This is a genomic window from Streptomyces sp. NPDC057654, from assembly GCF_042800135.1.
Lineage (GTDB): Bacteria > Actinomycetota > Actinomycetes > Streptomycetales > Streptomycetaceae > Streptomyces.
This window is the reverse complement of record NZ_JBHVHQ010000055.1, coordinates 1-20,043: the sequence shown is the minus strand read 5'-3', so window position 1 is coordinate 20,043 and position 20,043 is coordinate 1. Positions and strand designations below refer to the sequence as shown.

General features: G+C 71.4%; 18 protein-coding genes. 14 read left to right on the top strand and 4 right to left on the bottom strand.

The annotated features are described in order from the left end of the window. From ACFU99_RS07455 to ACFU99_RS07445, 3 genes are all read left to right on the top strand, one after another. Window positions 1-1,182 (top strand): Gfo/Idh/MocA family protein (locus ACFU99_RS07455; RefSeq protein WP_384387187.1); only part of this gene is annotated, 1,182 nt, incomplete at its 5' end. A 168-nt stretch (window positions 1,183-1,350) separates the two neighbouring features. Then, the gene (locus ACFU99_RS07450; protein ID WP_384387185.1) at window positions 1,351-3,201 is read left to right on the top strand and encodes an ABC transporter ATP-binding protein; all 1,851 of its coding nucleotides are present in this window, start codon (window positions 1,351-1,353) and stop codon (window positions 3,199-3,201) included. After that, on the top strand, window positions 3,198-4,979 hold the full coding sequence (locus tag ACFU99_RS07445; RefSeq protein ID WP_384387182.1) for an ABC transporter ATP-binding protein: 1,782 nt from the start codon (window positions 3,198-3,200) through the stop codon (window positions 4,977-4,979). The genes ACFU99_RS07450 and ACFU99_RS07445 overlap by 4 nt, the downstream gene beginning before the upstream one ends. Before the next feature lie 50 nt (window positions 4,980-5,029). On the opposite strand, the gene ACFU99_RS07440 is transcribed toward ACFU99_RS07445, so the two are convergent. Beyond that, complete coding sequence (locus ACFU99_RS07440; protein ID WP_384387180.1) at window positions 5,030-5,821, bottom strand: metal-dependent hydrolase; 792 nt, start codon at window positions 5,819-5,821, stop codon at window positions 5,030-5,032. A 133-nt stretch (window positions 5,822-5,954) separates the two neighbouring features. Here ACFU99_RS07440 and ACFU99_RS07435 point away from each other — a divergent pair, with 133 nt between their 5' ends. Both ACFU99_RS07435 and ACFU99_RS07430 read left to right on the top strand, forming a co-directional pair. Beyond that, window positions 5,955-8,468, top strand: a complete 2,514-nt coding sequence (locus ACFU99_RS07435; RefSeq protein WP_384387179.1) for a DUF3516 domain-containing protein — start codon at window positions 5,955-5,957, stop codon at window positions 8,466-8,468. 52 nt (window positions 8,469-8,520) lie between these two features. After that, the gene (locus ACFU99_RS07430) at window positions 8,521-9,459 is read left to right on the top strand and encodes an acyl-CoA thioesterase (RefSeq protein ID WP_384387177.1); all 939 of its coding nucleotides are present in this window, start codon (window positions 8,521-8,523) and stop codon (window positions 9,457-9,459) included. Window positions 9,460-9,504: 45 nt separating this feature from the next. Here the strand turns inward: ACFU99_RS07430 and ACFU99_RS07425 are convergent, their stop codons facing one another. Together ACFU99_RS07425 and ACFU99_RS07420 are read right to left on the bottom strand one after the other, a co-directional pair. After that, window positions 9,505-10,755, bottom strand: coding sequence for a DUF6397 family protein (locus ACFU99_RS07425; protein WP_384387174.1), 1,251 nt, complete (start codon window positions 10,753-10,755; stop codon window positions 9,505-9,507). A 165-nt stretch (window positions 10,756-10,920) separates the two neighbouring features. Then, window positions 10,921-11,328 carry a roadblock/LC7 domain-containing protein gene (locus tag ACFU99_RS07420; RefSeq protein WP_384387172.1) on the bottom strand — a complete coding sequence of 136 codons (408 nt, stop codon included), beginning with the start codon at window positions 11,326-11,328 and terminating at the stop codon, window positions 10,921-10,923. A gap of 147 nt (window positions 11,329-11,475) precedes the next feature. On the opposite strand from ACFU99_RS07420, the gene ACFU99_RS07415 reads away from it, so the two are divergent. Then, window positions 11,476-11,904, top strand: a complete 429-nt coding sequence (locus ACFU99_RS07415) for a PPOX class F420-dependent oxidoreductase (RefSeq protein WP_384387169.1) — start codon at window positions 11,476-11,478, stop codon at window positions 11,902-11,904. A gap of 40 nt (window positions 11,905-11,944) precedes the next feature. Here the strand turns inward: ACFU99_RS07415 and ACFU99_RS07410 are convergent, their stop codons facing one another. Continuing rightward, window positions 11,945-12,880 (bottom strand): LysR substrate-binding domain-containing protein, encoded by a 936-nt coding sequence (locus ACFU99_RS07410; protein WP_384387167.1) that lies wholly within the window; start codon window positions 12,878-12,880, stop codon window positions 11,945-11,947. Between the two features lie 84 nt (window positions 12,881-12,964). Between ACFU99_RS07410 and ACFU99_RS07405 the strand changes: the two genes are divergently transcribed. The 8 genes from ACFU99_RS07405 to ACFU99_RS07370 are packed head-to-tail and all read left to right on the top strand — an operon-like array spanning window position 12,965 to window position 20,035. Next, window positions 12,965-14,470, top strand: coding sequence for a 2-hydroxymuconic semialdehyde dehydrogenase (locus ACFU99_RS07405; RefSeq protein WP_384387165.1), 1,506 nt, complete (start codon window positions 12,965-12,967; stop codon window positions 14,468-14,470). Further along, the gene (locus tag ACFU99_RS07400) at window positions 14,467-15,303 is read left to right on the top strand and encodes a 2-keto-4-pentenoate hydratase (RefSeq protein ID WP_384387163.1); all 837 of its coding nucleotides are present in this window, start codon (window positions 14,467-14,469) and stop codon (window positions 15,301-15,303) included. The genes ACFU99_RS07405 and ACFU99_RS07400 overlap by 4 nt, the downstream gene beginning before the upstream one ends. Beyond that, window positions 15,300-16,235, top strand: a complete 936-nt coding sequence (locus ACFU99_RS07395) for an acetaldehyde dehydrogenase (acetylating) (protein ID WP_384387160.1) — start codon at window positions 15,300-15,302, stop codon at window positions 16,233-16,235. The genes ACFU99_RS07400 and ACFU99_RS07395 overlap by 4 nt, the downstream gene beginning before the upstream one ends. Continuing rightward, window positions 16,232-17,284: a 4-hydroxy-2-oxovalerate aldolase gene (gene dmpG, locus ACFU99_RS07390; protein ID WP_384387157.1), complete on the top strand. Its 1,053-nt coding sequence runs from the start codon at window positions 16,232-16,234 to the stop codon at window positions 17,282-17,284. The genes ACFU99_RS07395 and dmpG overlap by 4 nt, the downstream gene beginning before the upstream one ends. After that, window positions 17,281-18,075 (top strand): 2-keto-4-pentenoate hydratase, encoded by a 795-nt coding sequence (locus ACFU99_RS07385; RefSeq protein ID WP_384387154.1) that lies wholly within the window; start codon window positions 17,281-17,283, stop codon window positions 18,073-18,075. Before dmpG ends, ACFU99_RS07385 begins: the two co-directional genes overlap by 4 nt. Next, window positions 18,068-18,505 carry a RidA family protein gene (locus ACFU99_RS07380; RefSeq protein WP_384387151.1) on the top strand — a complete coding sequence of 146 codons (438 nt, stop codon included), beginning with the start codon at window positions 18,068-18,070 and terminating at the stop codon, window positions 18,503-18,505. The genes ACFU99_RS07385 and ACFU99_RS07380 overlap by 8 nt, the downstream gene beginning before the upstream one ends. Continuing rightward, window positions 18,502-19,026, top strand: coding sequence for a 3-hydroxyanthranilate 3,4-dioxygenase (locus ACFU99_RS07375; protein WP_384387148.1), 525 nt, complete (start codon window positions 18,502-18,504; stop codon window positions 19,024-19,026). Before ACFU99_RS07380 ends, ACFU99_RS07375 begins: the two co-directional genes overlap by 4 nt. Before the next feature lie 4 nt (window positions 19,027-19,030). After that, window positions 19,031-20,035 carry an amidohydrolase family protein gene (locus ACFU99_RS07370; RefSeq protein ID WP_384387146.1) on the top strand — a complete coding sequence of 335 codons (1,005 nt, stop codon included), beginning with the start codon at window positions 19,031-19,033 and terminating at the stop codon, window positions 20,033-20,035. Window positions 20,036-20,043 lie beyond the last annotated feature (8 nt).

The window sequence follows — 20,043 nt, the reverse complement described above, 5'->3', positions numbered from 1 at the left end:
CTCGGCAACCGCGGCGGCACCATGATCGATCTGTTTCTCGCGGTGCCGGGGGTGCGCGTCGTCGCCCTCTGCGACGTGGTCAAGGAGAAGGCGGCGCGGGCCGCGGCGAAGGTGACCGCCGCGGGCCAGCCCGCACCGGCCCTTTACACCAACGGCGAGGACGACTTCGAGAACCTCTGCGCCCGCGGGGATGTGGACTTCGTCTATGCCGCCACCCCGTGGGACTGGCACTTCGAGATGTGCCGCACGGCGATGCTCAGCGGCAAGCACGTCGGCGTGGAGTGCCCGCTGGCGATGGAGATGCACCAGCTCTGGGAGCTCGTGAACGTCTCCGAGCGCACCCGGCGGCACTGTATGCAGCTGGAGAACTGCTGCTACGGCAGGAACGAGATGCGGGTGCTGCGCATGGCGCACGCGGGTCTCTTCGGGGATCTGCTGCACGCCGCCGGCGCGTACAACCACGATCTGCGCTCCCTGCTGTTCGACCCCGTCTATTACAAGGACGGGTGGCGGCGGAAGTGGCACACCCGGCTGCGCGGCGACATCTACTCCACCCACGGCCTCGGCCCGGTCGCCAACTACCTGGACGTCAACCGGGGCGACCGCGCGGTGCGGATCACCAGCGTCGGCTCCCCCTCCCTGGGGCTCGCCGCCTACCGCAAGGAGCACATGCCGCCGGGCGACCCCAGCTGGAAGGAGTCGTACATCGAGGCGGACCGCACCATCAGCCTCATCCAGACGGCCAAGGGCCGGGTGATCCGGCTGGAGCACGACGTGTCGACGCCGCACCCCTACAGCCGGGTCAACAGCCTCGGCGGCACGAAGGGGCTCTTCGAGGACTATCCCGAGCGGATCTACATCGAGCCGGACCACACCGACGACCAGTGGGGCGACTTCGGGAAGTACGCCCAGTGGGACCACTGGCTGTGGAAGGAGCACGCCAACCCGCCGGGCGGGCACGGCGGCATGGACTACATCCTCATCTTCCGGCTCATGCAGTCCCTGCGGCTGGGTCTGGTGCCGGACTTCGACGTGTACGACGCGGCGACCTGGACCGCGCCCGTACCGCTGAGCAACGCCTCCATCAAGGCGAAGGGCGCGCCGCAGGAGTTCCCCGACTTCACCCGCGGCCTGTGGCGGAACAAGCGGGCGGGGATGGATTCGCAGAAGCCCGAGGGGTGAGGGCGCGGGGCCCTGCCGGTCGATGCGGCCGGGCCCCGGTCCCGTACGGCCGGGTGCGGGACTTTGGCGCGTTGTCCCGCTCACCCCGGATAACCAGTTGATTTCGCACGGCGAATACGGCGAACCTTTCACGGCCACCCGCCAGCGCACCGCTACCCGTGAGACGCCATGCAGATCAAAGACCTTCCCTATACCGATCCCGGCCGACCGGACGTCCGTTCCGGTCCGCGTTTCCTGCTGTGGCTGGGCAGCAACCAACTGGGCGGCCAGATCAAGGCCGCCCTGTGGGGAACGCTGCACATGATCGCCGTAGCCCTCTTTCCCACCGCCGTGGGCATCGCCGTGCAGGCGGTGTCCGACCGCTCCGGCGTCCGACTGGCGCTCGCGGGCGGCCTGATGGCGCTGATCGGCGTCCTCACGACGCTGGGCGACACCATGTTGCACCGCGTAGCCGTGACCAACTGGATTCTCGCGTCGTCGCGGGTGCAGCAGCTTCTCGCCCGCAAGGCGGCCCAGTTGGGCTCCGCGCTGACCCGGCAGGTCGCGGCGGGCGAGGTGGTGGCCGTCTCCACGGGCGACGTGGAGAAGATCGGCTGGTTCGTCGAGGCGTTCTCCCGCTTCACCGCGGCCCTGGTCACCACGGTCGCCGTCTGTGTGGCACTGATCGTCTACGAGCCCGAGATCGGCTGGCTCCTGGCGGTCGGGGTGCCCGTGCTGACGCTGGCCGTGCTGCCGCTGCTGCCGCGCGCGACGCGGCGGGCCGACGAACAGCGCGAGAAGGCGGGGCACGCCACCGAACTCGCCACCGACACCGTCGCCGGGCTCCGGGTGCTGCGCGGCATCGGCGGCGAGGAACTGTTCCTGACCCGCTACCGCCGCGCCTCCCAGGAAGTGCGCAGGGCCGCGGTGCGCAGCGCCCGCATGTGGGCGCTGATCGCGGCGGTGCAGGTCGCGCTGCCGGGTCTGTTGCTGATCGGCGTGGTCTGGTACGGCGTCGGGCTCGCCCAGGACGGGCGCATCAGCGTCGGCGAACTGGTCACGGTCTACGGCACGGTCACCTTTCTGCTGTTCCCCTTGCGGCAGTTCGAGGAGATCGCGATGGCCTACTCCTTCTCCCGGCCGTCCGCCCAGCGCGCGGCCCGGGTGCTGGCGCTGGAGCGCGACACCGACCCGGCCGGGCAGGGCCGGGAGGCGGGCGGCACCGGTCCGGATGTCGCACGGCTCTCCGGCGATCTGTACGACCCGTCGAGCGGTCTGCGGGCCCAGGCCGGACTGCTGACCGCGGTGGTGTGCGGCGACCCGGACGCCGCCGGACGGCTCGCGGAGCGGCTCGGCGGGCACAGCGGGCAGGAGGCCGGGACGGGAGCGTCCGCGCTACTCGGCGGCGTCGCTCTGGACGAGGTGCCGCTGGACGCGGCCCGCACCGCCGTGCTCGTCCAGGACAAGGACCCGGTGCTGCTGTCGGGCACTCTCGCGGAGCTTCTGGACGTGCCCGCGTCGGGGAACGTCCGCGCCGAGGACGCGCTGTCCGCCGCGCAGTGCGATGACGTGCTCACCGCGCTCGCCCAGGCGTCGGCGGACGACTCCGGCGATCCGATGCGCACGCGGATCACCGAGCGCGGCCGCTCGCTCTCCGGCGGCCAGCGCCAGCGGCTGGCCCTGGCCCGGTCGCTGGTCACCGACCCGGAGGTGCTGGTGCTGGACGAGCCGACCTCCGCGGTCGACTCGCACACCGAGGCGCGGATCGCGGAGGGGCTGCGCTCGCTGCGGGAGGGCCGCACCACGGTGGTCTTCTCCTCCAGCCCGCTCCTCCTCGACCGCGCCGACCGGGTGGTGTTCGTGCGCGACGGCGAGGCGGCGGCGGTGGGCGTCCACCGGGAGCTGCTGCGCACCGACCCCGCGTACCGCGCGGTCGTCACCCGCGAGACCGACGACGAGCAGGCCGCCGCGCCCGCCGTGGGACTGGAAGACGAGCTTTCGCGGCTCAACGAGAACGAGCAGATCGAGGAGTCCGCATGATCGGCGTCGCACCGCCGGTGCACGACCCCGCCGCACCGGAGTCGGCGACGACCCTGCCGGTCGGCATGCCGAAGACCGTACGGGCGTACATCGGCGAACTGCTGCGCAGGCACCGGCTGGCCTTCGTGGTGCTGGTGACGGTGAACGCGGTCGCCGTGCTCTCCTCCATCGTCGGCCCGTACCTGCTGGGCGGGCTCGTGGAGGACCTGTCGAAGGGCGCGGACGAACTCCATCTGGGGCGCACGATCTCGCTGTTCGCGGCGGCGCTCGCCGTGCAGACCGTGTTCACGCACATGGTGCGGCTGCGCGGCTCGGTGCTCGGCGAGGAGATGCTGGCCGACCTGCGCGAGGACTTCCTCGTACGGTCCGTGGCGCTGCCGCCGGGCGTGCTGGAGCGCGCCGGGACCGGGGATCTGCTGTCCCGGATCACCACGGACATCGACCGGCTGGCGGAGGCGATGCGCGAGGCCGTGCCGCAGCTCGCCATCGGCGTGGTGTGGGTGGCGCTGCTGCTCGGCGCGCTGGGCCTGACCGCGCCGCCGCTCGCGCTGTGCGCTCTGGTCGCCCTTCCGGTGCTGCTCGTCGGCGGGCGCTGGTACTTCCGCCGGGCCCCGCGCGGCTACCGCTCGGAGGCCGCCGGTTACGCGGCGGTCGCCGCGGCGCTCACCGAGACGGTGGACGCGGGACGGACCGTGGAGGCGCACCGGCTGGGCGAACGCCGGGTGGCCCTCTCCGACCAGCGTGTCGCGGAGTGGACGCAATGGGAGCGCTACACGATGTGGCTGCGCACCGTGCTCTTCCCGGTGATCAACCTGTCGCACGCGCTGCTCTTCGGGACCGTGCTGATCGTCGGCGGCGTCTTCGTGCTGTGGGGCTGGATCTCGGTGGGCCAGCTGACCACGGGAGCCCTCCTCGCGCAGATGCTCATCGACCCCATCGGCCTCATCCTGCGCTGGTACGACGAGCTCCAGGTCGCCCAGGTGTCGCTGGCCCGGCTGGTGGGCGTGCGGGAGATCGAGCCGGAGGACGCGGACGGCCGGGTCGCTCCGGACGGCCGGCATGTACGCGCCGACGAGGTCCACTTCGGCTACCGGGCCGGCCACGACGTGCTGCACGACGTCTCGCTCGATGTGCGGCCGGGCACCCGGCTCGCGCTGGTCGGGCCGTCCGGTGCGGGCAAGTCCACGCTCGGCCGGCTGATCGCGGGCATCTACGCGCCGCGTACGGGCGAGGTGACGCTGGGCGGGGCGCAGCTGGCCCGGATGCCCGCCGAGCGGGTGCGTGAGCATGTCGCGCTGGTCAACCAGGAGCACCACGTCTTCGTCGGCTCGCTCCGCGACAATCTGCTGCTGGCCCGGACGGAGGCGAGCGACGCGGAGCTGTGGGCGGCGCTCGGCGCGGTCGACGCCGACGGCTGGGCGCGCGCCCTGGACGAGGAGCTGGACACCGAGGTGGGCTCGGGCGGCAGCGCGCTCACCCCTGCGCAGGCCCAGCAGGTGGCGCTGGCGCGCCTCGTCCTCGCCGATCCGCACACGCTGGTCCTCGACGAGGCGACCTCGCTTCTCGACCCCCGCGCGGCCCGGCACCTGGAGCGGTCGCTGGCCCGGGTGCTGGAGGGCCGTACGGTCGTGGCGATCGCGCACCGCCTGCACACCGCCCACGACGCGGACGTCATCGCGGTGGTGGCGGACGGCCGCATCAGCGAGCTGGGCAGCCACGACGAGCTGGTCGCCGCCGACGGCGCGTACGCGGCGCTGTGGCGCTCCTGGCACCAGTAGCCGCCGGACGGCCCGCGGGAACGGGGGCGGCGGGAGGGGGCTGGGCGCGGTCAGATGTAGTCGAGCGCGCCCAGCCCGCCGAGGCCGCCCAGGAACATGAAGACCGGTGTGAGGACCTTCAGCTCGACCCAGCTGCCGGCCCGGAAGCGCATGCCCTTCGGGGGCCCTATCGGGTGCCAGCGCTTCCGGCCGATGGGGATGGGCCACAGGATCGGGCAGCCGGACACGGTCAGGGCGTCCCCGATGTCGTGGACCAGCGCCCCGAGGATGATCGGCAGGCCCAGCCACAGGTACTCCTGGCCGGATCCCGTGAACAGCCAGTCCGAGCCGTTGCCCGGTTTGTTCAGGATGTCGGCGAGCATCCACGCGCTGGTCGCGCCGAGCAGCCAGACCAGGACATCGCTGGAGGTCCGGGCCATCCGCCACAGCAGCCCCTCGACGGCCAGCACCAGGTGGACGAAGAGGATGCCGAGCACCGCCCAGCGGCCCCCGGTCATCGCCAGCGCCGAGGCCCCGGCCCCTATGAGGACCGCCCACAGCCAGGTGTGGGTCAGCGTGCGGTGGCCGCCGGAGCGCCGGGCGTCGCCGCGCATCCGGGTGGCCTTGTAGACGGCGTGCGAGAGCTTGTCGACGACCTCGCACAGGGTGCGGGAGATCGGGCCGAAGGCCCGCGATATCGTCGCCGCCTTGTGGTCGAGGTCGGGTGCGAGCGCCGCCCCGGCGCAGATCAGCGCGCCGACGACGAGCACCGGCCAGGGCATCGGATGGCCCGCGCCCGCCATGGCCGCGCCCACCCCCAGCCAGGCCGCCGCCCCGGACAGCGAGTGCGCCGGTCCCATCATGCTCGTTCCCACCCCTTTGTTCGCCGGCGCCGCGGATCGGTGACACCCGGTCGGCGACACAGCGTAGCGTCAGATGATCACCGCAGGACCTGCCGGTTCCCGCGCACGGCCCCAAGGCAGGCAGTATGGGGGCGTGACCCTTATCGATCAGATGCCGAGCACCGCCGACCCCGATGCCCTCTTCGAAGCCTTCTCCAGTTGGGCCGAGGAGCGGGGCATCGTGCTGTACCCCGCTCAGGAGGAAGCCCTGATCGAGGTGGTCTCCGGAGCCAACGTCATCTTGTCGACGCCGACCGGCTCCGGTAAGAGCCTGGTCGCGGCCGGCGCGCACTTCGCCGCGCTCGCCAATGACCAGGTGACCTTCTACACCGCCCCGATCAAGGCGCTGGTCTCGGAGAAGTTCTTCGACCTGTGCAAGCTCTTCGGCACCGAGAACGTCGGCATGCTCACCGGCGACGCCTCCGTCAACGCCGACGCCCCCGTCATCTGCTGCACGGCCGAGGTGCTCGCCTCGATCGCGCTGCGGGACGGCAAGGACGCCGACATCGGCCAGGTCGTGATGGACGAGTTCCATTTCTACGCCGAGCCGGACCGGGGCTGGGCGTGGCAGATTCCGCTGCTGGAACTCCCGCAGGCGCAGTTCGTGCTGATGTCGGCGACGCTCGGTGACATGAAGCGGTTCGAGGAGGACCTCACCCGCCGCACCGGCAAGCCCACCGCGGTCGTGCGGTCGGCGACCCGGCCCGTACCGCTCAGCTACGAATACCGCACGACGCCGCTGACGGAGACGCTCACCGAGCTGCTGGAGACCCACCAGGCGCCCGTGTACATCGTGCACTTCACGCAGGCCGCGGCCGTGGAGCGGGCGCAGGCGCTGATGAGCATCAATATGTGCACGCGCGCGGAGAAGGACGAGATCGCCAAGCTGATCGGCAATTTCCGGTTCACCACCAAGTTCGGCCGGAACCTCTCCCGCTACGTACGGCACGGCATCGGCGTGCACCACGCGGGGATGCTGCCGAAATACCGGCGACTGGTCGAGCGGCTGGCGCAGGCCGGGCTGCTGAAGGTCATCTGCGGTACGGACACGCTGGGCGTCGGCGTGAACGTGCCGATCCGCACGGTGCTGTTCACGGCGCTGACCAAATACGACGGCCAGCGCGTGCGGACGCTGCGGGCGCGGGAGTTCCACCAGATCGCCGGGCGGGCCGGCCGGGCGGGCTTCGACACGGCCGGGTTCGTCGTGGCGCAGGCGCCCGAGCATGTCGTCGAGAACGAGAAGGCGCTCGCCAAGGCGGGCGACGACCCGAAGAAGCGCCGCAAGGTGGTCCGCAAGAAAGCGCCCGAGGGCTTCGTCAACTGGGGCGAGAACACCTTCGAGAAGCTCATCGCCTCCGAGCCCGAGCCGCTGACCTCCCGCTTCCGTGTCACGCACGCCATGCTCCTGGCGGTCATCGCCCGGCCCGGCAACGCCTTCGAGGCGATGCGCCATCTGCTGGAGGACAACCACGAGCCGCGCAAGAACCAGCTGCGGGACATCCGGCGGGCCATCGCCATCTACCGTTCGCTCCTCGACGGCGGCGTCGTCGAGCGGCTCGACGAGCCCGACGCGGAGGGCCGCATCGTGCGGCTGACGGTCGACCTCCAGCAGAACTTCGCGCTCAACCAGCCGCTGTCCACCTTCGCGCTCGCCGCCTTCGAGCTCCTGGACCCCGAGTCCCCCTCCTACGCCCTGGACATGGTCTCCGTGGTGGAGTCCACGCTCGACGACCCGCGGCAGATCCTGGCGGCACAGCAGAACAAGGCGCGCGGCGAGGCGATCGCGCTGATGAAGGCGGACGGCGTCGAGTACGAGGACCGCATGGAGCGGCTCCAGGACGTGACGTACCCCAAGCCGCTGGAGGAACTGCTCTTCCACGCCTACGGGGTCTACCGCAAGAGCCACCCGTGGGTCGGCGACCACCCGCTGTCGCCGAAGTCCGTCATCCGCGACATGTACGAGCGGGCCATGACGTTCACGGAGTTCACGGCCCACTACGACCTCGCGCGCACCGAGGGCATCGTGCTGCGCTACCTCGCGAGCTCGTACAAGGCGCTGGACCACACCGTCCCGGACGACCTGAAGTCCGACGACTTCCAGGACCTCATCGCCTGGCTCGGCGAGATGGTGCGCCAGGTCGACTCCAGCCTCCTCGACGAGTGGGAGCAGCTCGCCAACCCGGAGGACGAGACGGCCGAGGAGGCTCAGGCCCGCGCCGACCAGGTCAAGCCGGTCACGGCGAACGGCCGGGCCTTCCGGGTGCTGGTGCGCAACGCCATGTTCCGCCGCGTCGAGCTCGCCGCGCTCGACAAGGTGGAGGAGCTCGGCGAGATGGACGCCGATGCCGGTTGGGACGCGGACCGGTGGGGCGAGGCGATGGACGCCTACTGGGACGAGTACGAGGAGCTGGGCACCGGCCCGGACGCGCGCGGCCCGAAACTGTTGCAGATCGAGGAGCGGCCCGAGGACCGGCTGTGGCGGGTCCGGCAGACCTTCGCCGACCCCAACGGCGACCACGACTGGGGCATCTCCGCCGAGGTGGACCTCGCCGCCTCCGACGAGGAGGGGCGTGCGGTGGTACGGGTCATGGACGTCGGCCAGCTGTAGTCTCCCAGTCGCCGCCCACCCGGCGCGCCCGACCAGCAGAGGAGCACCACCGATGACCACGCCCGCCGACCGGCTCGTCGGCCTGCTCGACCTCGAACGGATCGAGCAGGACATCTTCCGCGGCCGCAGCCCCGACGAGTCGCTACAGCGGGTCTTCGGCGGGCAGGTGGCCGGGCAGGCGCTGGTCGCGGCCGGCCGGACCACCGACGGGCTGCGCCCCGTGCACTCGCTGCACGCGTACTTTCTGCGCCCCGGCCGGCCGGGGGTGCCGATCGTGTACCAGGTGGAGCGGGTACGGGACGGGCGGTCCTTCACCACCCGCCGGGTGGTGGCGGTGCAGCAGGGTCGGACGATCTTCAACTTGACTGCCTCCTTCCATCGTCCCGAACCGGGCTTCGAACATCAGGTGCCGATGCCGGATGTTCCCGGCCCGGAGGAGCTGCCGACGCTGACCGCGGAGATCCGCGCCCACCTCGGCGAACTGCCCAACACGTTGCAGCGCATGGAGCGCCGCCAGGCCTTCGACATCCGGTACGTGGACCGGCTGCGCTGGACGCCCGAAGAACTTCAGGGCGCCGAGCCGCGCAGCGCGGTGTGGATGCGGGCGGTGGGCCCGCTCGGCGACGACCCCCTCGTGCACACGTGTGCTGTGACCTATGCCTCGGATATGACGCTGCTCGACGCGGTACGCATCCCCATCGAGCCGCTGTGGGGACCGCGCGGCTTCGATATGGCGAGCCTCGACCACGCCATGTGGTTCCACCACCCCTTTCGGGCCGACGAGTGGTTCCTCTACCAGCAGGAGTCGCCCATCGCGACAGGCGGCCGCGGGCTGGCCCGCGGCCAGATCTTCGACCGCGAGGGCAAGCTCCTCGTATCGGTGATGCAGGAAGGGCTCTTCCGCACGATCGCACCGGCGTCGGACGCCGATGCCTCGTCCGGCGGCACGGGGGCCAACGGCGCGGGGGCCGATACCGCGGGCCGCTCCTAGCCTCGGGTCACCCGTGCGACGACCGCCGCGTTCCAAGAGCCGCGCTTAAGACGTGCGCGTCGTACGGGCCGGCTTGCCGCGGCCTGCACGTACGCCGCGTTCGCCGACCCGATCGCCCCGGTCGGTCCGGCCGGGGCCGCGGTGCTTACGGCCGCGCAGACGCGCCCACAGTCCGTGCCGAGCCGTCGGTGCGGGCTCCCTCCGGGCCACGGTTTCGCGCCGCTGAGCCTGACAGCGGGGTTCCAGTCGATGCACCGGGTCGGGCCGCTCCCCGCACTCGAAGCCGGACCCCGGCCGGGCCTGATACTCATACTCCGGCTCCACATCCGGCCGCAGCCGCGCCGCTCCCTCCGGTTGCGGCCACCGTCCCGGCACCGGGCTCAGCCCCATGGCCGGCTCCGGCACCGGGCTCGAATCCGGGACCGGCTCCGGCCGCGCCTCCGGGACCAAACCCGTCCCCGTCCCCAGCCCCAAGATCGGCTCCAGCCCCGCCCCCGCCCCGGACAGCTCCTCCGGACGCGGCGCAGGTCGCACGTCCCTCGCCTCTTCCAACTGCACAGTGAGGCGGAATCGGAGCCAGGCGATTTCGTCGGGGTCGTCGGCGACGGTCAGTTTTTCGATGATGTCGCGCGCGGCCACGGCGTCGGTGCGTACGGACGTGAGGGCGGGGCGCAGCGTGCGGAGGTGCGTGTGTTCGTACGGGTCGGGGACGGCTTCGGCGAGTTGGGCGGGGTCGAGCAGGGCCGCTGTGGCTGCCGCGCGCTCCCAGGGGTCCGCTGTCTGTTCGGTCAGTTCCTCGCGCCGTCGGTGGCGCCAGCGGCGCGCCCGCCGGTCCTCCCCTCCGTCGAGCGCCTCCCGCATGGCGAGGGGGACGCGGCCGGTCAGGAGGTCCGGCTCGCGGTCGGCGAACTCGGCGAGTTCCGCCGCGAGGTAGAGCCAGACGACCGCGCGGTAGCGGTTCACGTAGAAGCTCACCGGGTCGAAGCAGCCGGCGCGCGCGAGGCGGCCGAAGCGGGAAGCGCTGATGCCCATCAGCGCCGCCCCCTCCGTGGTGCCGAGCGTCCATACGCGGGCGCGCAGCACTTCCGGAAACCCGGCCTCCGCCGTGTGCCGCTCGATCTCCTCGCGCGCGACCCGCCGCTTGCCCGACGGCTGCGCCGCCGGGAGGGTCCGTACCGCCCCCAGCCGCACCGCCAGCTCGAACTCCCTCGGCTTGAGCCGCAGTTCCCTTGCCGCCGTGCCGAGCGGCACGCTCTGCCCCTCGCCCCGTACGGCCTCGCGCTCCCGTACCGCCATGACGCCCTCCCCCGCAGTCCTCAATCACTGACAGTGACGACTGTAGTGCGATCGGCGGGAGCGCGCCTCCCCCTGTGGATAACCTCCTCCATGCCTGGTCAGAGCCACGATCCAGACGTATTCAAACGTGATCAGACGCGATCGGACGAAACGAAAGCGTCGGTGCTACGAACTCGCACTCCCGTCCTGCCTGCGCGCCCCCACGCTCAGGTGTTCCCCCACCCGGTTCACGAGCAGCGTCATCTCGTACGCGACCTGCCCGACGTCCGCCTCGGCCCCGCTGAACACGCACAGACAGCTCCCGTCCCCCGCCGCCGTGACGAACAGCATCCCGTCGTCGAATTCGACCATCGTCTGCCGCACCCGGCCCGCCTGGAAGTGGTTGCCGGAGCCCTTCGCGAGGCTGTGCAGCCCGGCGGAGACCGCCGCCAGGTGCTCGGCGTCCTCCCGTGCCAGCTCCGAACTCGCCCCCGTCACCAGCCCGTCGTTGGACAGGACCAACGCGTGCCGTATCTCCTCTATTCGACTGGTCAGGTCGTCCAGCAACCAGTCGAGTCCCTTGCGCAGTGCCATTCCCCGCCTCCCCGTGCGAGCGTTCCCCGTCAATCCCCGTTGTTTCCCCCCGTAACTGCCGTGCCAGCCTTGCTCACCTACGCCGTCCGGGCAACCCGCCAGGCCCGCCTGCGCGCCTCTGTACAGGGGTTGGCACAGGATGGGTACATGGCAGAGAAAATGAGCAAGGATCAATGGCAGGCGTTCCTCTCGGAATCCACCCGCACCGCGAAGGTGTCGACCGTGCGGGCCGACGGCAGCCCGCACATCGCGCCGGTCTGGTTCCTGCTGGACGGTGACGACTTGGTCTTCAACACCGGTGCGGACACGGTCAAGGGCCGCAACCTGGCGCGCGACAGCCGGATCTCGATCTGCGTGGACGACGACCGGCCGCCGTTCTCCTTCGTCACGCTCCAAGGCCGCGCCGAGCTGATCGACGACCTCGCGGAGGTACGGGCCTGGGCGACCCGCATCGGCGCCCGTTACATGGGCGAGGAGCGCGGGGAGGAGTTCGGCGCGCGCAACGGCGTGCCCGGAGAGCTGGTGGTCCGGGTCCGTATCGAGAAGGTCGTGGCGCTGGCCGATCTCGCCGACTGACAGGCTGCTCCAGGCTGACGCGCCACAGGACCACCGCCCGTCAAGGCTCCTCGAACCGCAGCCCGTGCGCCTCTCTCCGCAAGTGCTCCAGCAGCGCACGGGCCGCCGGTGAGCAGGGCCGGTCGGCCGGGCGCAGCACGCCCACGCTGCGGCGGATGGACTTGAGCGGCGTCTCGATGAAGGCGAGTTTGTCGTCGTCCTCGGCGATCAGCATGGGCAGCGCCGCGATCACGTCGGTCGATACGAGCAGTTGCCGCAGGGTGAGGATGGAGGTGCACTCGACGCGGTTGTCGGGGATCGGCACGCCCTGGTAGAGGAAGGATTCCTCCAGTTCCGCCCGGAGCGCGGTCTGTTCGACGGGGAAGACCCAGGGGTAGCCGAGGAGTTGTTCCAGGGACGTCTCGGCCCGCTCGTGCACCGGGTGTCCGACGCGCGCGACGAGCTGGATCGGTTCGAGGTAGAGCTGTTCCTGCGTCAGCCGCGGCGGCGGGGTGGCGGAGGTCAGGCGGCCCACCGTCAGGTCGACCTCGCCCGCGAGGAGCGCGGTGTGCAGCACGTCGGGGGTCGCTTCCCGTACGACGACCGTCAGGCGCGGGTGTTCGGCCTTGAGGGCCGCGATGGCGCGGGGCAGCAGCAGGTTGGAGCCCGCCAGGTGGGTGCCGACGGTCACCGAGCCGATCTCGCCCTGGGCGAGCAGTTCGATCTGGCGGCCGGCCTGGCGCAGCTGGGCCAGCATCGCGTAGGCGTGCTCGATGAAGGACTCGCCGTAGATCGTCGGGGTCACGCCACGCGGGCCGCGGTCGAAGAGCGGCACGCCCAGGATCGCCTCCAGCTCGTGCAGTCCACGCGTGACGACGGGCTGGGTGATGTGCAGCGTCTCGGCGGCCCGCATGATGCTGCCCTGGTCGGCGATGGCCGCCACGAGGGTCAGATGGCGCAGCTTGAGCCGCCCGTCCAGGAGTCGGTCGACCGTCATGACCTGATGGTATGCCCGTATGGGCATGGGCGAAGACTCAAAGAGCATTAGTGGAGCATGGGGGCCGGTTTCTAGGCTCGGGGCATGTCGAGCTCAGCAGCGAATACCCCAGCGAGGACCCCCTCCGCCTCATCAGCCCCGTCAGTGCAGAACTTCATCGACGGCTCGTACGTGCCCGGCGTGCGTACCTTCGACAAGGTGAGCCCGGTCGACGGTTCCCTGGTCTCCCAGGTGCACGAGGCGGGCCGGGAGACCGTCGACGACGCCGTCAAGGCCGCCCGCCGCGCGCTCGACGGCGGCTGGGGCCGGATGTCCGTGGCGGACCGGGCCCGGTTGCTGCGCCGGGTGGCGGACCGGATCGAGGCCCGGTTCGACGACTTCGTCGCGGCGGAGGTCGCCGATACGGGCAAGCCGGAGGCGATGGCCCGCACGCTCGACGTGGCCCGCGCGAGCGCCAATTTCCGGTCCTTCGCGGACACGATCTCGGCGACCGGGCTCGATTCGTTCCTCACCGAGACGGCCGACGGCGGGCGGGCGCTGAACTACGCCGTGCGCGGGCCGCTCGGCGTGGTCGCCGTCATCGTGCCCTGGAACCTGCCGCTGCTGCTGCTCACCTGGAAGGTGGCCCCGGCGCTGGCCTGCGGCAACGCCGTGGTCGTCAAGCCGTCGGAGGAGACCCCGGCGACGGCGACGCTGCTCGGCGAGGTGATGGCCGAGGCGGGCGTGCCGGACGGCGTCTACAACGTGGTGCACGGCTTCGGTCCGGACTCGGCGGGCGAGTTCCTGACCACCCACCCGGGGATCGACGGGGTCACGTTCACCGGTGAGTCCAAGACGGGTTCGGCGATCATGCGCGCGGTCGCGCCGCTGGTGCGGCCGGTCTCCTTCGAGCTGGGCGGCAAGAACGCCGCGGTGGTCTTCGCCGACGCCGACCTGGAGCGCACGGTCGACGGGCTGGCCCGTTCGGTGTTCACCAACACCGGCCAGGTCTGCCTGTGCACGGAGCGTGTGTACATCCAGCGCGACGTCTTCGACGACGTGGCCGCGGGGTTGACGGAGCGCGCCAAGGCGCTCAGGCTCGGCCGCCCCGGGGACCCCGCGACGACCACCGGCCCGCTGATCTCCCAGGCGCACCGCGAGAAGGTGCTCTCCTACACCGCGCTCGCGCGGGAGGAGGGCGCGACCGAGCTGACGGGCGGCGGGATTCCGGCGATGGGCGGCGAGCTGGACGGCGGCGCCTGGATCGAGCCGACGCTGTGGACCGGGCTCGACAACTCCGCGCGGACCCTGCGCGAGGAGGTCTTCGGCCCCGTCGCCGCCCTCGTCCCCTTCGACACCGAGGAGGAGGCCGTGGCGCTCGCCAACGACACGGACTACGGCCTCGCCTCCTGCGTATGGACCACCAACCTGGAACGCGGCCACCGCGTCGCCCAGCGGATGCGGGTCGGCATGTCCTGGGTGAACACGTGGTATCTGCGCGACCTGCGGTCCCCGTTCGGCGGCTCGGGCCTGTCCGGGGTCGGCCGCGAGGGCGGCGCGCACTCGCTGCACTTCTACACCCAGCCCACCAACGTCTGCGTGCAGCTGTGAGCGCCCCCGACATCGCCCGCGCCGCCGTGGAGCGGCTGCGCGCGGCCGAAGCCTCCGGGCTGCCGTGCGCGCCCGTACGGGACCTGCTCGGCGAGACGGACCAGGACGCCGCGTACGCCGTCCAGGCCGCCGCCGTCGAGGCGCGGGTGGCCGCCGGGGCCCGCCGCATCGGCCGCAAGATCGGGCTGACCTCGAAGGCCGTGCAGGCCCAGTTCGGGGTCTTCTCACCCGACTTCGGGGTGCTGCTCGACGACATGGTCTACGCGGACCGCGAGCCGGTGCCGATGGACCGTTTCCTTCAGCCGCGCGTCGAGGCCGAGGTGGCGTTCGTGCTCGGCGCCGACCTCGACTCGCCGACGGCGAACGTGGCCGACGTGCTGCGCGCCACCGAGTTCGTGCTCCCCGCCCTGGAGATCGTCGACTCGCGGATCGCGGACTGGGACATCAAGATCACCGACACCATCGCCGACAACGCCTCCAGCGGGGCCCTCGTGCTGGGCTCGACGCCGCGCCGGGTGGACGCGGTCGATCTGCCGGGCATCGGCATGGTGCTCGAACACCGCGGCGACGTCGTCTCGGTCGGCTCCGGAGCGGCCTGCCTCGGCACTCCCGCCGCGGCCGTCGCCTGGCTCGCCCGCGCCGTCGCCCGGCACGGCCATCCGCTGCTCGCCGGCGAGGTGATCCTCTCCGGCGCGCTCGGCCCGATGGTCGCCGTGCGCGGCCCCGGCAGCTACCGGGCCCGGCTGGACGGCCTGGGCTCGGTGCACGCCTCCTTCGTACCCGCCGAATCCACGGCCGCTACGGACTCCCCCGAGGAAGGAACACGCCCATGACGGTCCCCGTCGCGATCATCGGTTCGGGCAATATCGGCACCGACCTGATGTTCAAGATCAAGCGGCTGTCGTCACAGCTGCACCTCGCGGCCATGGTCGGCATCGACCCGGACTCCGACGGCCTGGCACGCGCCCGGCGGCTGGGCGTCGCGACCACGCACGAGGGTGTGGACGGGCTGCTGAGGATGGCCGAGTTCGAGGACGTCGAGGTCGTCTTCGACGCGACCTCGGCCGGCGCCCACGCCCGTAACGACGCCCTGGTGCGCGAGCACGGCAAGCTGATGGTCGACATGACGCCCGCGGCCATCGGCCCGTACGTCGTGCCGCCCGTCAACCTCGACGCCAACCCGGACGCGACCAACGTCAACATGGTCACCTGCGGCGGCCAGGCCACCGTGCCGATCGTCGCGGCGGTCTCGCGCATCGCGCCGGTGGCGTACGCCGAGATCGTGGCGTCCATCGCCTCGAAGTCCGCGGGGCCCGGCACCCGCGCCAACATCGACGAGTTCACCGAGACCACCTCGGCCGCGATCGAGCGGGTCGGCGGCGCCGGGCGCGGCAAGGCGATCATCGTGATGAACCCGGCCGAGCCGCCGCGGGTCATGCGGGACACCGTCTTCTGCCTGATCGAGGACGCCGAGCCCGACGAGGCGGCGATCAGCGAGTCCGTGGCCGCGATGGCGGCCCAGGTGAAGGAGTACGTACCGGGCTACCGGCTCAAGCAGGCCGTGCAGTTCGACCCGGTCGACGAGGCCCACCTCCCGGTGCTGGGGCGCGCGTTCCGCGGCACCAAGGTGTCGGTCTTCCTGGAGGTGACCGGGGCCGGGCACTATCTGCCCGACTACGCCGGAAACCTCGACATCATGACGTCGGCCGCCCTGCGCACCGCGGAACGACTGGTCGAGCTGCGCCGAGGAGCGATCACCGTATGACTGCCACCGCACCCCACGAGGTGTACGTCCAGGACGTCACCCTGCGCGACGGCATGCACGCCGTGGGCCACCGCTACACCACCGAGCAGGTCGCGTCCATCGCCGGGGCGCTGGACGCCGCGGGCGTCGACGCGATCGAGGTCTCGCACGGCGACGGGCTCTCCGGCCACAGCGTCACCTACGGGCACGGCTCCCACACCGACGACGAGTGGATCTCCGCGGCCGCCTCGGTCGTCAAGAACGCCAAGCTCACCACGCTGCTGATCCCCGGCATCGGGACCGTGGACGACCTCAAGCGCGCCCACGCCCTCGGCGTCACCAGCGTCCGGGTGGCCACCCACTGCACCGAGGCCGACGTCGCCGCGCAGCACATCGGCTGGGCGCGCGAGAACGGCATGGACGTGGCGGGCTTCCTGATGATGAGCCACCTCAGCCCGCCGTCCGCCCTCGCCGCCCAGGCGAAGCTGATGGAGTCCTACGGCGCGCACTGCGTCTACGTCACCGACTCCGGCGGCCGGCTGACGATGACGGACACGGCCGAGCGCGTACGGGCGTACCGCGAGGTGCTCGACGACGCCACGCAGATCGGCATCCACGCGCATGAGAATCTTTCTCTCAGCGTCGCCAACAGCGTCGTGGCCGTCGAGAACGGCGTGTCCCGGGTGGACGCCTCGCTCGCCGGGCAGGGCGCGGGCGCCGGAAACTGCCCCATAGAGGCGTTCGTCGCCGTCGCCAACCTCATGGGCTGGAAGCACGGCTGCGATGTGTTCGCCCTCCAGGACGCGGCCGACGACCTCATCCGCCCGCTCCAGAAGCGGCCGGTGCGCGTGGACCGGGAGACCCTGACGCTCGGTTACGCGGGGGTCTACTCCAGCTTCCTGCTGCACGCCGAGCGCGCCGCCGAGCGGTACGGGCTCGACACACGCGAGATCCTGCTCGAACTCGGCCGGCGTCACATGGTCGGCGGGCAGGAAGACATGATCATCGACGTCGCGCTCGACCTGGCCCGCGCCAAGTCCGCGACCGTCCCGGCGGGAGAGCCCTCATGACCAGCACCACCGACATCGCCGAGCTCGCCGCGCTCCTGGACTCCGCCGCCGAGGCCGCGGCCCCCATCGCGCAGCTCACCTCCGAGTACAAGTTCTCGCTGGAGGAGGCGTACGAGGTCCAGCGCGAGCTGGTCGCCCTGCGGTGCGCCCGCGGCGACTCCCTCTCCGGTGTGAAGCTGGGGTTCACCAGCCGCGCCAAGGCGCAGCAGATGGGCGTGGACGACGTCATCGTCGGCCGGATCACGCACGGGATGCGCATCACGGACGGCGGCGAGCTGGACTTCTCCCGCTACTGCCACCCCCGTATCGAGCCGGAGGTCGCCTTCCGGCTCGGCGTCGAGGTCGACCCCCAGGACGAGACGCTGGACGCGGAGACCGTCGTCGAGGCGGTCGCGCCCGCGCTGGAGGTCATCGACTCCCGGTACCGCGACTTCCGCTTCACCCTGGAGGACGTGGTGGCGGACAACACCTCCGCCGCCGCGTACGTCATCGGCCCCTGGACCGCGTACGGGCAGGCAGGCGACCTCGCCAACCGGGGCGTGACCCTCGACGTGGACGGCGAGGTCGCCGAGACCGGCTCCACCGCGGCGATCCTGGGGCACCCCCTGCGAGCCGTGCACGCCGCGCAGCGCATGGCTCGTACGTACGGGCTGACCATGCCCGCGGGCACGGTGATCCTGGCCGGCGCGGCGACGGCGGCCGTGCCGCTGCGGCCGGGGCGGTTCGTGGAGACCACGGTGACCGGGCTGGGCAGCGTCGGCCTGCGGGTGAGCGGTGACGCGGATGTCTGAGTCGCTGGTGGTGGCGGGCAAGGCCACGCCGCGGGGGAAGTTCCCGCACGTCAAGGTCGTCGGCGACCTGGTCTTCGTGTCCGGTACGAGCAGCCGGCTGCCCGACAACTCGATCGTGGGCGCCGAGGCCGACGAGATGGGCGCGACCCGGCTCGACATCCGGCAGCAGACCCGCGCGGTGATCGAGAACATCCGCGATGTGCTGGCCGCGGTCGGCGCGGACCTCTCCGACCTCGCCCAGGTGACCTGCTATCTGGTCAACATGAATGACTTCGCGGGCTACAACGAGGTCTACGCGGAGTACTTCGACGAGCACGGCCCCACCCGGACGACCGTCGCCGTGCACCAGCTCCCCCATCCGCACCTGCTGATCGAGATCCAGGCGATCGCGCATCTGAGCCGCGGCCGCCGCCCCGAGGAGGGACGATGAGCTCCATTCCGCCCGTCATCAATTTTCCGCGCTGGATCGAGGAGCACGAGCACCTGCTCAAGCCGCCGGTCAACAACCGGCAGGTGTGGGAGCCCATGGGCGACTTCATCGTCCAGGTCGTCGGCGGGCCGAACGAGCGTACCGACTTCCATGTAGACCCCTACGAAGAGTGGTTCTACCAGGTCAAGGGCGATATCCACGTCAACTTGCGTACCGACGCGGGCATTGAGCGCGTCGACATCCGCGAGGGCGAGATGTGGATGCTGCCGCGGAACATCCCGCACTCGCCGCAGCGCCCCGAGCCGGGCTCGATCGGCATCGTGATGGAGCGCATCCGCGAGGAGGGCGTGCTGGAGAAGTTCCAGTGGTACTGCCCGAACTGCCTGGATCTGGTGCACGAGGTGGAGTTGCAGGTCCGGGACATCGTCAAGGACCTGCCGCCGGTCTTCACGCGGTTCTACGAGAGCCAGGACAAGCGGACCTGCCGCGCGTGCGGGACGTACCACCCGGGCAGGGGCTGACCCGATGAGCGTCATCGACATCCACACCCACTACGTGCCGCGCGGCTGGCCCGATCTCGGGGCCGAGGCGGGCGGCACGGGCTGGCCCTCGCTGCGGATCGAGAGCGAGCGGGACGCCATGATCATGGTGGGCTCGAAGGAGTTCCGCCGGATCGGCGCCGACTGCTGGGACGCCGAGGTGCGGCTCGCGGACATGGCCGCCGACGGGATCGACCTCCAGGTGGTCTCCCCCACCCCGGTCTTCTTCTCCTACGGACGCCCCGGTCCCGAGGCGCTGAAGGTCTCCCGCATCTTCAACGACCTGGCCCTGGACATCTGCTCCCCGGCGCCCGACCGGCTGCTGCCGTTCGCCCAGGTGCCGCTCCAGGACCCGGAGGCGGCCTGCCGCGAACTCGACCGGTGCCTGGCGGCCGGCCATGTCGGCGTCGAGATCGGCAACCACGTCGGCGACCAGGACCTGGACTCCGAGGGCGTGGTGATGTTCCTCCAGCACTGCGCGGAGGTCGGCGCCCCGGTGTTCATCCACCCCTGGGACATGGCGAACTCGCCGCGCCTGGACCGCTGGATGGCGCAGTGGCTGACCGGCATGCCCGCCGAGACGCATCTGTCGATCCTCGCGATGATCCTCGGCGGCGTCTTCGACAAGGTGCCGGACACCCTCCGGGTGTGCTTCGCGCACGGCGGCGGGTCGTTCGCGTTCTGGCTGGGCCGGATGGAGAACGCCTGGCACGGGCGGAGCGACGTCATCGCCACCTCGCAGTTCCCGCCGTCGCACTACCTCGACCGGTTCAGCGTGGACTCGGTGGTGTTCGCGCCGGAGCCGCTGCGGCTGCTGGTGGACACACTGGGCAGCGACCGGGTGATGGTCGGCAGCGACTACCCGTACCCCCTGGGCGAGCGCCCGGCGGGAGCGGTGGTGCAGCGCGCCGATTTCCTGGACGCCGACGCGAAGGCCGCCATCCTCGGCGGCAACGCCCGCCGGTTCCTGAACCTGGGGGCGGCGGAGTGAGACAGGCC